Below are 16,153 nucleotides of genomic sequence, written 5' to 3'. Positions count from 1 at the left end.
CAATATGATTATATTAAAAGTTACATCAATGAATTTGAATCAGCTCTATTTTCTTCAAACTTTACAGATCCAATTAATGGCTATGCCAAATACATAGATGTCGATAGTTTTGTAGATTGGTATCTAATCAGTGAAATAACAAAAAACGTTGACTCTAAATTTTTTTCCAGCATTTATTTTAATTTAGTGCCAGGTCAAAAAATTAAAATGGGGCCGCTATGGGACTTTGATTTGTCTTTTGGCAATGTGAACTACGCTGATTCTCGTTATGCGCAGGGGTTTTGGGTGAAAGACAATCCATGGATCGCCAGATTATTTACCGATAGTGTCTTTCTCGAGAAGGTTAAAACCCGTTTTGCTTATTTTAAAGTCAATCAAAATTTAATTTTGGATAAAATCGACGACTATGCTGACAAGTTAAATCTGGCGCAACAAGAAAACGATACTAAATGGAATACCTTGGGCAATTATGTTTGGCCGAATCCCTTGGTGTTTGACACTTACAGCGAAGAGGTTAACCAACTGAAAACATGGTATGCGCAGAGAATGACTTGGTTAGATGGTGCTTTGAACAATCTTTAGTTCCCTTAGTGTTGGTTTTTAAAGACAACAAATAGGCCATAAAAAAGAATTAGGATATGATTGTTACTGAAAAGTGATGTATTTTTGGTTAGGTGAGAAACGTTTGCCGTTGATTATAATAATGAGTGTTTGGTTGGGATTATTGTGAAATTAGCGAAATTATTTTTCGCCTATTACTATAAATGTACCGAGTTTTTTGGTACCCAATTTATTAGTCAAAATAAAACCAAACAGGCATTAGCAACATAACTGAATAGCACCTGCCAACCTAGTAATGGTTGATAAAAACTAGGTGCCAAACAGACAGTTATGAAGTTCAGCAATAATCCCATTTAAGTGCTATTTAGACTATTGTAACGTCTTTTTTGGTTACAACATCAATAAACGAATGATTAGAACCAGTATCGCTTTCCGTACCTATGTAGTTCATATCTTTAGTTCAAAGTTAAACCAGAAGATGTAAAAGAGTACTTTACGAGCTGTTTTAATCTACTAAAGCTTGATAAACCAGGTTTCTAAAGTCATCGTGATAACGATGAAAACCAAAGGGTACAAACTAAGTTATGGAGATCATTATTATTTTCTCCTGTGGATCGATTCTGAAGTAAGTTGACGGCGTGCCACCCCAACCATAGTTTCTTGTAGAGCTCATAAAACCTGACACCTCTGGGTTGAATATGACCGACACAACAAGTCCATAGCCCTGAATTTTAGGGGTTTTGTTGTTAGGCATTAGATGGTTGTGTAAGTGATTACTACCATATACTTAATCGTTTTTATGCCTAAAACTATTACTCTATTCATTTCACCACCATTAAACATCATCCCCACATAACTTTTAAATTAGCAATAACTTTAATGATTAGGCTTATTTGAGCAAGTTGCTGGCGATGTTCAATTTTTATATCTTATAATCATTCAAATAAATTGATCTGTTGATTAAGTTCGGGTTACTTAGCTATATATGTGTGAATAAAGTGCGATTTTTGTAGTTAATTCAGGGCATTTACTATTTTTAGCCAGAGTGACCCGCTATACTATGCGCCGCAATTGAAAGCGATATAAAGAAAGCAAAAAGTGTATTGCCTTAAGTGGGGCAGTTTAAAAATTATCTAAAGGAAAAAAATGACTCCTATTACTAAAACTTTTCAGTATGGTCAGCATACTGTGACTCTAGAAACGGGCGTAATCGCTCGTCAAGCCACCGCAGCTGTAATGGCAAGTATGGATGATACTTGTGTATTGGTTTCTGTTGTTGGTAAAAAGAATACTAAACCAGGTCAAGACTTCTTCCCATTGACGGTTAACTATCAAGAGAAAACTTACGCTGCTGGTAAAATCCCTGGTGGATTCTTTAAGCGTGAAGGTCGTCCTTCTGAATACGAAACGCTAACGTCTCGTCTGATTGACCGTCCAATTCGTCCTTTATTCCCAAATGGGTTTATGAACGAAGTTCAAATCATCATCACAGTTGTTTCAGCTAACCCTGAAATTCCAACTGACATTATTTCACTCATTGGTGCATCTGCCGCACTAGCAATTTCTGGTATGCCTTTTAATGGCCCTATCGGTGCTGCACGTGTTGGTTACACGGATGAAAAATATGTATTAAATACTCGCACATCTGAACTTGAAGCCAGTCAATTAGACTTAGTGGTTGCTGGTACTAAAAACGCGGTATTGATGGTTGAATCTGAAGCAGACATTTTATCTGAAGAAGTGATGCTGGGTGCTGTCATGTATGGTCATGAGCAATTACAAACCGTTATTGGAGCTGTAGCTGAGTTTGCTGCTGAAGTAAATACTCCTTCGTGGAATTGGCAAGGCGAACCAGAAAATACTGCGCTTAAAAACCAAGTAAAAGAATTAGCTGAAGCTGGCATGACAGAAGCCTATCAGGTTTCTGATAAAATGGAGCGTAAAGACGCAATCAACGCTTTGACTAGCAAAACCGTTGAAGCAATCGTCGCCGCTGATGAAAATCAAAATCCTAAAGAAGTATCAGAAATGATGCATGAGTTAGAAAGTGACGTTGTACGTTCACGTATTCTAGCTGGTCAGCCACGTATCGATGGTCGTGATCCTGCGATGATCCGTGCATTAAATGTTGCGACTGGTCTGCTACCTAGAACTCACGGTTCAGCTTTGTTTACTCGTGGTGAAACACAAGCAATCGTTGCGGCCACTCTTGGCACAGAGCGTGATGCACAGATGATTGATGGCCTAAGTGGAAAAACTGATAGTCGTTTCATGTTGCATTATAACTTTCCTCCATACTGCGTGGGCGAAACAGGTTTTGTAGGATCTCCTAAGCGTCGTGAAATCGGCCATGGTCGTTTAGCAAAACGTGGTATTCAAGCGGTTATGCCGTCTGAAAAAGAATTCCCATATGTGGTTCGCGTCGTATCTGAAATCACTGAGTCAAATGGTTCATCTTCAATGGCATCCGTCTGCGGTACTTCGTTGGCATTAATGGACGCTGGTGTTCCAATTAAAGCTTCTGTTGCGGGTATCGCAATGGGCCTAGTGAAAAATGACGAAAACTTCGTTGTTCTATCTGACATATTGGGCGATGAAGATCACTTAGGCGATATGGACTTTAAAGTTGCTGGTACTTCTGGTGGTATTACTGCACTTCAGATGGATATTAAGATCGAGGGTATCACTCAAGAAATCATGCAAGTTGCTTTGAAGCAAGCTAAAGAGGCCCGTTTACATATTCTAGGTGTCATGGACCAAGCAATTTCTGGTCACCGTGAAGAAATGTCTGAGTTTGCTCCGCGTATCTATAAGATGCAGGTCGACAAAGAAAAAATTCGTGACGTAATCGGTAAAGGTGGCGCAATGATCCGTGCTATCACTGAGGCATCTGAATGTAATATCGAAATTGAAGATGACGGTACTATTAAGATTTTTGCTACAGAACTCGCTAAAGCTCAAATTGCTATTGCTAAGATTGAACAAGTCACCGCTGAAGTTGAATCTGGTAAGACTTATTCAGGTAAAGTGACACGTATTGTTGATTTTGGTGCGTTTGTTGAAATTTTACCTGGCAAAGAAGGCCTAGTGCATATTTCACAAATCGCTCACGAACGTGTAAACAAGGTATCTGACTTCTTAGAAGAAGGTCAAATTTTAGACGTTAAGGTTGTTGAAATCGATCGTCAAAACCGTATACGTTTAAGCATCAAAGATCTGATTGAGAAACCAGCAGCACCTGCTGAAGGTAACGAATAATCAGTTAACTGATGTTTAACTTTTAAAAAAAGGAGCCGGAAGGCTCCTTTTTTATTAACCGAATCTGATTATCTAAAATCTTGCTTGTCGATATTAGCTTGGTAAATATTAATAAGCGTTATAAAAAGCTATTTTTAATAATTTTACTAGCCATCAATATGAACTAGACCTTGATTAGTAATTAGGTCATAGCATTGATGTCATACCTAAGCCTCCTTTTGGCTGTTTAGAGCCTTAAAACTAAGCTTCGTTTAACGTGTTTTTTTATCCAAGTTGGTCAAGATAGAACGTGCTTTTTGAATCAGGTTATGATTAAGCTGACAAGTGATATCCCCATCTTTTAAGGTTAGCTAATTAAGAAACAGCTAATTAATGGGCAGCATATTATTGGACAGTTAACTAATAATAAAATGCATATACCCTAACTAATGAAAGACATTATTTAACCACTTGTTCAAGCACATGTGTGGCTCCTGACAAAACTTTTTGTCCTTGAGTAATCGCTGTTTCAACACATAACATTGTCAGGTAACTATCGTCAGTCATATCTTCCATACTGATGGATTTATCTTGCCATGGATTCCACACCACAATGCTGTCATGGCCTGAAGAAAGTATGTCAGTTTTGCTCTGTTCGTCGATAATTGTGAGATTTCTTGGCTGCTGCAAATGCACCCTGTCTGTTTCTTCAAAGAATCGGTAGGGCTGAGGTGTACCAAACATTTGGTAATCGCGATTTTTATCTGTGTATTGTGCAGACAAACCTAACAACTCACACTGATTGATATTTGAAATGAAAAAATAAGTATGCAGGGCGCAGTTATAAGTAAAAGGTTCTTCACCTAGGTTTGTAGTGCGCAATTGTATGCTTAACTGATGCCCTATATGCACCACTAATATGAGTTGTGCGTGATACTCAAAACCATCACCCGCACTAGTGAGTGGCTTTAGAGAAATGGTTGTTCCCAAATTTGTTTCTTCGGAATTAAGGACCTGCCATGTTTGTGTCCTTACATAACCGTGAGATGCCAGGTCAGTATTGCATGAATGATCACCAAACCAAGGCCAGCAGATCGGTATGCCACCTCGGATCGCTTTTTTACCGTCGAATATTGCCTTGTCACTGACCCATAATCGTTCACGATGATCATGTTTAGGAATAAAGCTTAAAAGATGTCCACCAAAAAGTGATATTTCAGCTTTAGCTAATGCGTTATCAATTTGTAATACCTGAACGCTGTCACGAGTAGTCATTGAGATTGAGTCAGTTAGTAACATATGGAAGCTCTATAATGGTTGATGGATCAAAAAGGGCGACTATCTAAGATTAGATAATCGCCCTTTTAACACATTTATTTAATTTTGTTGATTATTTACTGATGTGAGTAACCAAATCTAATACTTTATTTGAGTAACCGATTTCGTTGTCATACCAAGCAACCAACTTTACGAATGTGTCAGTTAATGCGATACCTGCTGTAGCATCAAATATCGACGTGCGTATATCACCAATAAAGTCTTGTGATACTACTGCATCTTCGGTGTAACCCATTACACCCTTCATATCGCCCTCAGAGGCATCTTTCATGGCTGTACATATTTCTGCGTATGTAGCGGGTTTAGCCAAGTTTACGGTTAAATCAACCACTGATACATTAGCAGTGGGTACGCGGAAGGCCATACCCGTTAATTTACCGTTTAATTCTGGAATAACTTTACCAACAGCCTTAGCTGCACCTGTTGAAGATGGAATGATGTTCTGAGAAGCACCACGGCCACCGCGCCAGTCTTTTGACGATGGGCTATCAACCGTTTTTTGTGTGGCAGTAGTTGCATGCACAGTTGTCATTAATCCATCAACTATACCGAAGTTGTCATTAAGCACTTTAGCTAAAGGCGCTAGGCAGTTAGTAGTGCATGATGCGTTAGACACTATATCTTGGCCAGCATACTCATTATGGTTTACACCCATAACAAACATGGGTATAGCATCTTTAGAAGGTGCAGAAAGTACAACTTTTTTAGCTCCTGCTTGAATATGTTTACGTGCTGTTTCATCTGTCAAAAATAAGCCCGTAGCTTCAACTACTACATCAACACCAATTTCATCCCAAGCTAAATCTGCAGGATTGCGCTCGGCAGTCACACGAACAATTTTATCATTAACAATTAACTGCCCATCTGCAACCTCAACAGTCCCTTTAAACTTGCCATGTGTGGAATCATACTTAAGCATATACGCCATGTAGTCTGCATCTAAAAGGTCGTTGATACCGACTATTTCAATGTCGTTACGTTCACATGCTGCGCGAAATACAAATCGACCTATTCGGCCAAAGCCATTGATACCTACTTTTATTGTCATATATTAATCCTCTGAGCTTTTTTAAACTGAATGTCCAAATAAGGTTATTAAGAAAGGTGACAACACCTTCTGAAATATTATTACAGAATTATGAACTAAATAGCCTAGCAAGGCAAAATATTCAGGTTAATATGTTATTAAATTACAAAAATTGTTATTGCAAACATTTTAATTGTCACCGACGATGCGTTTTAGCTGATAAAGTTCTGCTACGTAAAGCGCTATATTATGGTTAAGTATGTACCTCTGATTTAAAGGTATTTGTGAAAGGTCAATGGGCCACAGTCAAATTTGCATAGGAATAAAGTGTTTATGACGTCTTCGTTACTCGATCAATTAGTAGAATATCGTGGAATTGAATCTAACTACCACGATGCTTGGGGCAGACCAACAAGTATAGAGCCTGCAACAAAAAGCAAGTTGTTGTCTGCAATGGGTTATCCGGTTGACGAACCTGATTTGTTGCTGAAACAAGTTCAAGATAGTAGTAATCAGACCTGGTTATCGGTGTTAAATCCGGTACAGGTTTTGCGTATTGAAGAACATTTAAAAATTGTAGTGCGTCTCCCGATTGAATTGGTGACAGATGATTATGTAGCAAAAGTGAGTACTGAACTGGGTGACGTCTTTGAGCATCCATTTGTACCCATTGACGGGCAATTGGCGAATGTAGCACATATTGAAGATATTGAATTTCAAGAGTATCTCATTGATATTCCAATGCAATTACCATTGGGATATCACACCTTATCAATTGTTATAGATGACGATGTATTAGGCAGTATGCGACTTATTATTGCACCGTCTTCATGCTTTAAACCTAAGGTATTGGCCGAAGGTAAAAAAGTATGGGGATTGAGTATTCAGTTGTATTGTTTGCGCAGCGACCATAATTGGGGAATAGGCGATTTTTCAGATCTATCATTTTTAGTAGAAAAGTTAGCCAAACAAGGTGCACAATTTGTTGGCCTCAATCCTATTCATGCTTTGTACCCCTCTAATGCAGATGCTTGTAGTCCATATGGGCCCTCTTCTCGTCGCTGGTTAAACTTTATTTACATCGATGTGACATCACTGGATGGTTATCAGCAAGACAGTACACAAGCTATAGTTAACGATGTCAGTTTTCAGCAACAGTTACAAAATGCTAGAGCCGCTGATTTGGTCGATTATCAGTTAGTGACTAAACTAAAGTTAAACGCCTTAGAAAAAGTGTTTGAGTATCAAAATAGCCAGTACTTATCCAAAAACACTCGGTTAAATAAAGTATTTAAAGCCTTTGTTGCTGATGGTGGTGATAGTCTGCAGACTTTAGCTGTTTACGATGCACTGCAAGAAAGTCTCGCGGCACAACAAAAACCCTTTAGTGGCTGGCCTGTTTTTCCAACAGAATTTTCAGACTTTCATAATCCAGCGGTTAAAACGTTTACTAAAAAACATGCTAAAAGAGTGAAGTTCTTTCTATGGCTTCAATGGCAAGCGGCGTTACAGCTTGAAATGGCCAATCAAGTGGCACAAAAAAGTAATATGCTAATCGGTTTATACCGAGATTTAGCGGTAGGAGTCAGTGAAGGCAGTGCAGAAATTTGGGGTAACAAAGAATTATATTGTACTGAAGCAAGTGTTGGCGCACCACCGGATATATTAGGCCCGTTAGGACAAAATTGGGGATTACCCCCAATGGATCCTGAAAAACTTTTTGAACAACAATATCAGCCAATTATTGAAATGTTTGATGCTAATATGCGAGCCACCGGCGCTCTGCGTATTGACCATGTAATGGCATTATTAAGATTATGGTGGGTAGTAAAAGGTGATGACGCCAAAAAAGGTGGCTATGTATATTATCCAGTAGACGATTTATTAGCTATTTTAGCATTGGAAAGTCACAGACATCAGAGTTTAGTCATTGGTGAAGACTTAGGCACGGTACCAGACGAAATAAGAGCTAAATTAGCAGATAATGGCGTTTATTCTTATCGTGTATTCTTTTTTGAACAAGCACCAGACGGAGGTTTTTTCTCACCTTCCCACTACCCAGAACAATCCATGTCTACACTAACCACCCACGACATGCCTACTTTGGCAGGTTATTGGCATTGTGATGACTTGACGTTAGGTAAAGAATTAGGGATATATCCTGCTGAAGATATTTTAAGTACCTTGTATGCCAGCAGACATCATAACAAGCAGTCCATTTTGGATACTTTGCATGGCCATCATTCGATTAATGACGAGGTGGGTCGTGATGTGCATAATGTAAAAATGAGTAAAGCGTTAAACTTTGGAATGCAGTTACATATGGCCAGTGGTTCAAGTGCACTGCTCAGCCTACAGTTAGAAGATTGGTTAGAAATGGATAAACCAGTTAATATCCCTGGTACGTTTAATGAGTACCCCAATTGGCGACGCAAATTAACGCGTAATTTACAGGACATTTTTAATGATAGTTCATTAAATGAGCTTGCGGCCAATTTAACAGAGGCAAGAAAACACGCCTCTAAGTAAAATAGACTGTGGCTCACTGATCATCTGAGCCACCCTTAACAAGGTGAAAAAATGCAGCTAGAACAAACACTAAATCAAGCTAAGTGTACATTTCCTTTTACTCATTTGGGTGCTGATTTTCAGCCATCAAACAGCATATTTACTATCACAACTTGGTTGCCCAATGCTGAAAAAGTTAACGTTATTGATTTAACGTCGAGTAAGCCGATTGGCACTTTAAAAAAAGTCAACAATAGTCATTTATTCCGTGGTGAATTTAAGGTGAAACAAGCACCGCAATTTTATGCATTCGAAGTCGCCAATAAACAAGGACACTATCAGGTTGTTGATCCTTATCAATTTCAAGATGAGGCTTATCACGCTGTGCATTTTATTGACCACGGCGCACAAAACGTTTATCAACAACTAGGCGCACAACTTATCGAGCTAGATGTAGGTTTAGCCGCGCCTATTCAAGCAACACGTTTTGCAGTATTTGCACCCAATGCCAGTGCTGTATCCTTAATAGGTGAGTTTAATTATTGGGATGGCTCGTGTTTACCCATGCAAAAAACCGATTTTGGTTATTGGGTTTTAGTCGTACCGGGCATTGAAGCTGGAGCAAAATATAAATACCAAATTAAAGATGCTGCGGGTAATGACTTACCTCACAAAGCAGATCCTGTTGGTTTCTTCGCTGAGCAATATCCTTCACATACTTCTGTCGTATTCGACCACGAACAATATGATTGGCAAGACAAGGCTTGGTTAAAACAAGCTAAGAAAGATAAATATCATCAGCCTATGAGTATCTATGAATTACATTTGGCTTCATGGAAACGACCAGACGCTGACTCTGCACAAACCTATCTAAGTTATCGAGAGCTAGCACAACAGTTAATACCGTATATTAAAGATATGGGTTACACCCATATTGAAATGCTACCTGTTTCTGAGTTTCCTTTTGATGGATCTTGGGGCTATCAGCCAGTCGGGTTGTTTGCACCAAGTAGTCGATTTGGAACGCCCGATGATTTCAAATTTTTTGTCGATCAATGTCATCAACATAATATCGGGGTGATCATTGACTGGGTGCCTGCCCATTTTCCTGAAGACGGCCATGGATTAGGCAGGTTTGATGGTACTCACGTATACGAATACGAAGACCCACGCAAAGGTTGGCATCCAGATTGGAATTCATGCATCTACGACTATGGCAAAGACACTGTGCGTCAGTTTCTAGTAGCAAATGCGTTATTTTGGCTGGATAAATATCATATTGATGGATTAAGGGTTGATGCTGTGGCATCCATGTTATACCTAGATTATTCCCGAGAAGAGGGGGAATGGATCCCCAATGTAGATGGGGGTAACCATAATTATGAGGCTATCAGTTTATTGAAATGGATGAACAAAGAAGTCTACGAGAAGTTTCCCAATGCGATGACTATTGCGGAAGAGTCGACTTCTTTTCCAAAAGTATCACGGCCTGTGTTTGAAGGCGGTTTGGGCTTTGGTTTTAAATGGAATATGGGCTGGATGCATGATTCGTTGCATTATATTGCTAAAGATCCTTCGTACAGACGTTATCACCATAATGAAATCACCTTTTCTATGGTGTATGCATTTGATGAAAGCTTTGTATTGCCTATCTCCCATGATGAAGTGGTTCATGGTAAAGGTTCATTACTGCGTAAAATGCCGGGTGATGAGTGGCAACAAGCGGCTAATCTTCGCGCCTATGCTGGTTTTATGTATGCGCACCCGGGCAAGAAGCTTAATTTTATGGGTAATGAAATTGGTCAATCCGTAGAGTGGAATCATGATAGTTCGATTAATTGGCATTTACTTGAGTACAAAAAACATCAAGGAATTCAAAACTTATATCGTGATTTAAATCATGCGTATCGCAAATACCCCGCACTTTACGAATTAGACCATAACAAAGAAGGGTTTGAATGGATTGACCATGGCAATGCGGACCAAAGTATTTTGTCTGTGCTGCGCAAGTCTACCGATGCCAAGCAAAAGATGTATGTGTTACTTAACTTTACACCTATTGCATACAAAAAGTTTAAGTTAGGGGTTCAGGATAAAGGTGCTTACCAACTTATTTTGAATTCGGATGACAACAAATACTGGGGTAGTGCTTATAAAACCGATAAAAAAATGCAGTCAGTTGCAGAGCCTTGGAACGAACAGCCTTATTCTATCGAGGTCAATTTGCCTCCATTAGCAAGTTTATTTATTTTATTTAAGGGCTGAATAATGTCCAATTTTTGCATTTCAAATGGTCAACCTCATCCTCTTGGTGCCAATATGGTCGAGGGTGGATGTAATTTTGCTGTGCATTGTCCAAGTGCCGATGGTGTAGAGTTGTGTCTGTTTGACAAAGACACTGAAGAACAGCTTATTGTTATTGTTATGCCGGCAAAAACTGGAAAAATTTGGCATTGCCAGCTCGATAATGTTCAAGCTGGCCAATTGTACGGGTATAGGGTAATAGGCGAAAACCACCTGAATATGGGGTTAAAATTTGATCATCAAAAGTTACTTATTGACCCTTACGCAAAAGCATTGAATAGGCCTGCTGTATGGAATGAAACTCAGTACGATGGTGATAGCCAATTCATGATACCTAAGTGTATCGTTCAAAAGCCTATGTCCTATCTTCCTAAAAGCCAAAAACCTAGGATACCCTTGGATCAAACTGTCATTTATGAAGCTCACGTTAAAGGTTTAACTCAGCTTCATCCCGATGTACCTGATCAATACAAAGGTAAATTTTTAGGCGTGTGTCAACCAGCAATTGTTAATCATCTAAAATTATTAGGCATTACTGCTATTCAACTGATGCCGGTGGCCGCTTTTATGCCGGAGCCCTACATCACCAATAAAGGTCTAACAAACTATTGGGGTTACAATCCTGTTAATTATTTTTGTCCTGATCCTAGGTACGTGGTTGACGATGGCGTAGCTGAATTTAAGACGATGCTGAACGCTTTGCACGAAGCGGGCATAGAAGTGATTTTAGACGTAGTGTTTAATCATACTGCTGAAGGAGGCTTAGACGGACAAATATTGTCATTTAAAGGGTTTGATAATTCTTCATGTTATTTATTTGAGTGTAACGAATATGGAGCCGTAGATTACAACAAATATGTCAATAATTCAGGCTGTGGTAACAGTGTAAATACAGCTTTTCCTTATGTACTCAAAATGGTCATGGATGCTCTACGTTATTGGACAACAGAGATGGGGGTGGATGGTTTTCGTTTTGATTTAGCCGCCAGTTTAGGTCGAGATCCTTATGAATTTTCAAGTATGTCTGGTTTTTTCCGAACTATTCGTCAAGATCCGGTGTTGATCAATTCTAAGTTAATTGCTGAGCCTTGGGATATCGGCCATGGTGGTTACCGTTTAGGGCAGTTTCCGTCAAATTGGCTTGAATGTAATGACAAATATCGAGATACGGTAAGGTCATTTTGGCGAGGTGATAAAGGTCATATCAGCGATTTTGCTACCCGGCTGTTAGGCTCACGTGATGTGTTTCCTAAAGAAGCGCGATCGATTCTCACATCAGTCAACAACGTTAGTTACCATGATGGTTTTACGTTACAAGATTTAGTCAGTTATGCCGAACGGCACAATGAAGCAAATGGCGAACAAAACCGTGATGGCCATGGACACAATGTGTCAGCTAACTTTGGTGTTGAAGGCCCCACTACAGATACAAAAATACTTGCTATGCGCGAACGGCAAAAACGCAACATGTTTGCTACTTTGATGCTGTCTCAAGGGATCCCGCATATGCTTGGCGGTGATGAGTTGAGCCGAAGCCAACAAGGCAACAACAACGCCTATTGCCAAGATAATGCTATTAGTTGGCTTGATTGGACATTAAATCAGCAAAAACAAGACTTTTTAACCTTCTGCCAACAGGCGATATCATTACGCAAAAGTAGCGTAATGCTTAATCACCTTAATTTAAAGGATGACAACTATTCGCTGGGACATAACGTCGAAAAAATTAATTGGTATCGACCAGACGGTGAGAGAAAACTAGAAGATGACTGGCGGGATCACAATAACCAAGCTTTCGCAGTGGAGCTTTGTGGAACGCATAGCGATGCAACTGCACAACATGAACATTGGCTGCTGGTATTCAATGCTAGCGAGCACGATGTACGTTTTCATTTACCGGATCTAGGTACAGATACGGCCTGGCAAATCATGTTAGATACTCGGTATGCCAGATGGTCTGAGCAACCTAATATACTTATCAGGCAAGTGCATATGCAAGCTTACAGAAGTATATGTGTATTTAAATGCAGTGTTGATGATTGATTTTCTTTGTGTTGTGTACTTTTCTAATTAATCTACGTATGTAACCTCGTAAGGAAAAGCCACAGTTAAAAATTTCAGCCAAAATATTGGCTGCGATTTTGGTTTAAGTTTATTGAGTGCTCGAATTAGGGGTGCTCATCTTCTTTATCCAAAAATGTCTAGTATTGAATGTCATGAGCCTATGCTTGTATCTCTAGTGAAAACCGCCTTTTACTTTATTTAAAAAATTGATTTATAGCTGGGAATAGCAATGTTCTCTTACTTATTGACGTGGCTCAAAATAAGTCAAGAGTAGACACAATATAGCGCAATTCATGCGATTAGAGACGCAGTCCCCTAACCCTTAAACATGGACCAGCACTATCAAATATCACTTTTCTATAATTAAAATGAATACCTTCAACACTGCTTGAAAAGGAATATACAAAGAATGAGACACACACTGAAAAATACACTCCCATTTAGAACGTTGAAAATTGCTTCTGTTTTGAGCGCGTCTTATCTAACTGCCAGCATTCAGACTGTTTTTGCACAAGAGTCTTTTGCACAAGAGTCTTTTGATCAACAGACCATCGCTCAACCAACTCTTGCACCAGATACATCTATGGAAAAAATTAGTATTTTGGGTTCAAGACGCTTAGGTCGTTCTATTGAAGATAGCCCTGTTCCAATAGATATTATTGACACAGATACATTAAGTCGCTCTGGTTTAACAGAAACTAATATGCTTTTAGGAGCCTTGTTACCCAGTTTTAATTTTCCTCAGCCTTCCATCACTGACGGAACAGATCATGTAAGGCCTGCTCAATTACGAGGATTAGCACCTGACCATACACTTGTCCTCGTAAATGGAAAACGCAGACATAGTAGCGCCTTACTCAACTTAAATGGTTCATCTGGACGTGGTTCTTCCGCTGTTGATTTAAATGCGATCCCAGCAAATGCTATCGAACGTATCGAAATATTACGTGATGGTGCTGCTGCACAATATGGTTCTGATGCTATCGCTGGCGTCATCAATATTGTTTTAAAAAATGCTGACTCCGGTGGCACAGTATCTATTACTTATGGTGCCAATGTCACGAGTATGGATGGTGTAGCTCAATTAGAAAATGTATCAGTAGGAGCCGAAGGTAACTTAGCTTTTACTCGCGGCAGTGACAGAAAGGTTACCGACGGACAAACATTAACGTTAAGACTTAATAAAGGTTTTGCATTAGGTGATGATGGATTCGTTAATGTTTCTGCCGAGTACCGTGGAAGAGGTGCGGCAAATCGTGCTGATTATGATGAGCGTGAAAACTATGCGCGTTTGGTTGATGGCACCCTCGACCCTCAGGAATTAACGGTTAATCGATACAATCATAATTTTGGTAACGGTGAAGTTGACGATTTTGCGTTGTTCATTAATGCAGGATATTACCTGACAGACGATGCTGAGTTATATGCTTTTGGCTCATACAGCGCCAGAGGAGGTGAGGGAGGCGGTTTTTATCGAAGAGCTAAAGATAGCCGAAATGTATTAGCTATTTATCCAGACGGATTTTTACCCGTTATTACTTCGGATATTAATGATTTCTCTGTAGCTATCGGTGTGCGCGGATATGCCGGTGGGTGGAACTACGATACATCAGCTGTTTACGGAAATGATGACTTTAATTTTGGGGTTACCAATAGCTTAAATACTTCGTTTGGACCGTCTAGTCAAACTGAATTTAATGCAGGAAGTTTGATTTACGATCAACTTACTCTAAACGCAGATTTGAGTCGTGAAATTGATGTAGACTTTTTTCCTAACGGTCTAAACGTTGCATTTGGAGCAGAATATAGGCGTGAAGGATACGAGATTAAAGCCGGCGATACTGCCTCATATCAAAGAGGAGCCTTTGGCCCAGGTGGTGATCAGACTGATCCCGTTAATGGACCTTTTGGTGCATCTGGCTCGCAGGTATTCCCAGGATTCTCACCAGCTTCTGCAAGTGATAATAGCCGCCATAATGTCAGTTTATATGTGGACTTAGAGGCGGATGTTACTGATATATGGAATATTACAGTCGCGGGACGATTCGAAGACTATTCAGATTTCGGCTCAACTTTTAATAGTAAATTTGCGCATCGTATTAGTGTAACCGATGAGTTTGCTATACGAGGTTCAGTCTCTACAGGATTTAGAGCACCGTCTTTGCAGCAACAATTCTTTACTTCTATAGCCACTATTTTTGTAGATGCTGTTCCAACACAAACGGGCACTTTTTCACCTAACAGTGACGTAGCTTTGGCTCTAGGCTCACCGGGTTTGGATGCAGAAAACTCAGTAAGTTTCAGTAATGGTTTCACCTGGACGCCTGTATCTGAATTTAGTTTATCAGTAGATTATTATCAGATTAGATTGAAAGATCGGATCGTACTTTCGAATAATCTATCTGGAGATGCAGTATCAGGGTTACTTAAAGGTACGGGCGCTAACCGCGGTAGATTCTTCTTAAATGCTATCGAGAGTAAGACTAAAGGGATCGATATCATTGCTACCTATTCCTTAGACATAGAGGATATGGGGAATGTTTTATTTAACGCGGGGTTGAATATTAATGATAACGAAGTGACAGACATTATTGCTCCTCCAGCAGTGCTTCAGGCTGCTGGTTTTGATCAAGATAATTTGTTTTCTGGTAATGAGTTGCGTCGCTTTGAGGTAGGTTCACCCGAAAACAAGTTGAATCTAAGTGCGGCATGGTCATTGGATAAATGGTATGTAACCTTACGCACTACTCGTTATGGCGAAACCCAAGACCCTTCTAATAATCCTGCCAGAAATGAAGTGTTATCTGAAAAATGGGTGACTGACTTAGATATAAATTACACCATAACTGACAATGTTACTGCCAGTTTTGGTGCAAATAATTTACTTGACGTTTACCCTGATCCAACCCGAGAGTTGGTTGACGACGTCACCACCTTCTCTCGTTTATTTTCTTATTCAGGTTTTTCTCCGTTTGGCTTCACGGGGCGTTATGTGTATGGAAAAGTAAGTATCAGTTTCTAGAAATAGGGTCGCGATATTAAGGCTTAAATTATTTTAAAATATAATTTTTAGAAAGTATTGATAGCGGTGTATGCAATGTTGCATGCACCGCT

General features: G+C 39.5%; 8 protein-coding genes. 6 read left to right on the top strand and 2 right to left on the bottom strand.

Translation table 11 applies throughout. The annotated features are described in order from the left end of the window. The coding region (locus QZ562_RS05035) for a CotH kinase family protein (protein ID WP_293757572.1) at positions 1 to 582 on the top strand (582 nt) is incomplete at its 5' end. Between the two features lie 1,125 nt (positions 583 to 1,707). Next, the gene (gene pnp / locus QZ562_RS05030; protein ID WP_293757570.1) at positions 1,708 to 3,819 is read left to right on the top strand and encodes a polyribonucleotide nucleotidyltransferase; all 2,112 of its coding nucleotides are present in this window, start codon (positions 1,708 to 1,710) and stop codon (positions 3,817 to 3,819) included. A 438-nt stretch (positions 3,820 to 4,257) separates the two neighbouring features. Here the strand turns inward: pnp and QZ562_RS05025 are convergent, their stop codons facing one another. Together QZ562_RS05025 and gap are read right to left on the bottom strand one after the other, a co-directional pair. Further along, positions 4,258 to 5,097: a D-hexose-6-phosphate mutarotase gene (locus QZ562_RS05025; RefSeq protein ID WP_293757568.1), complete on the bottom strand. Its 840-nt coding sequence runs from the start codon at positions 5,095 to 5,097 to the stop codon at positions 4,258 to 4,260. Between the two features lie 91 nt (positions 5,098 to 5,188). Beyond that, a complete protein-coding gene (gene gap / locus QZ562_RS05020; protein WP_293757566.1) occupies positions 5,189 to 6,184 on the bottom strand; it encodes a type I glyceraldehyde-3-phosphate dehydrogenase in 996 nt (331 codons plus the stop codon). A 312-nt stretch (positions 6,185 to 6,496) separates the two neighbouring features. On the opposite strand from gap, the gene malQ reads away from it, so the two are divergent. The 4 genes from malQ (at position 6,497) to QZ562_RS05000 (ending at position 16,061) form a co-directional block, all read left to right on the top strand. Further along, the gene (gene malQ / locus QZ562_RS05015) at positions 6,497 to 8,692 is read left to right on the top strand and encodes a 4-alpha-glucanotransferase (RefSeq protein WP_293757564.1); all 2,196 of its coding nucleotides are present in this window, start codon (positions 6,497 to 6,499) and stop codon (positions 8,690 to 8,692) included. Between the two features lie 51 nt (positions 8,693 to 8,743). Continuing rightward, positions 8,744 to 10,936, top strand: a complete 2,193-nt coding sequence (gene glgB / locus QZ562_RS05010; RefSeq protein WP_293757562.1) for a 1,4-alpha-glucan branching protein GlgB — start codon at positions 8,744 to 8,746, stop codon at positions 10,934 to 10,936. A gap of 3 nt (positions 10,937 to 10,939) precedes the next feature. Continuing rightward, positions 10,940 to 13,018: a glycogen debranching protein GlgX gene (gene glgX, locus QZ562_RS05005; RefSeq protein WP_293757560.1), complete on the top strand. Its 2,079-nt coding sequence runs from the start codon at positions 10,940 to 10,942 to the stop codon at positions 13,016 to 13,018. 430 nt (positions 13,019 to 13,448) lie between these two features. Beyond that, entirely contained in the window at positions 13,449 to 16,061 is a 2,613-nt protein-coding gene (locus QZ562_RS05000) for a TonB-dependent receptor (RefSeq protein ID WP_293757558.1), read from the top strand. Positions 16,062 to 16,153 lie beyond the last annotated feature (92 nt).

The sequence above is a fragment of the uncultured Paraglaciecola sp. genome (assembly GCF_913058035.1).
Classification (GTDB): domain Bacteria; phylum Pseudomonadota; class Gammaproteobacteria; order Enterobacterales; family Alteromonadaceae; genus Paraglaciecola.
The sequence above is the reverse complement of the archived record's forward strand: the minus strand, read 5'-3'. Positions and strand labels throughout refer to the sequence as shown.

Bases quoted from the DNA above. Each gene is read 5' to 3' on its own strand.
- pnp (WP_293757570.1), top strand. From the start codon at position 1,708: ATGACTCCTATTACTAAAACTTTTCAGTATGGTCAGCATACTGTGACT.
- QZ562_RS05025 (WP_293757568.1), bottom strand. From the start codon at position 5,097: ATGTTACTAACTGACTCAATCTCAATGACTACTCGTGACAGCGTTCAG.
- gap (WP_293757566.1), bottom strand. From the start codon at position 6,184: ATGACAATAAAAGTAGGTATCAATGGCTTTGGCCGAATAGGTCGATTT.
- malQ (WP_293757564.1), top strand. From the start codon at position 6,497: ATGACGTCTTCGTTACTCGATCAATTAGTAGAATATCGTGGAATTGAA.
- glgB (WP_293757562.1), top strand. From the start codon at position 8,744: ATGCAGCTAGAACAAACACTAAATCAAGCTAAGTGTACATTTCCTTTT.
- glgX (WP_293757560.1), top strand. From the start codon at position 10,940: ATGTCCAATTTTTGCATTTCAAATGGTCAACCTCATCCTCTTGGTGCC.
- QZ562_RS05000 (WP_293757558.1), top strand. From the start codon at position 13,449: ATGAGACACACACTGAAAAATACACTCCCATTTAGAACGTTGAAAATT.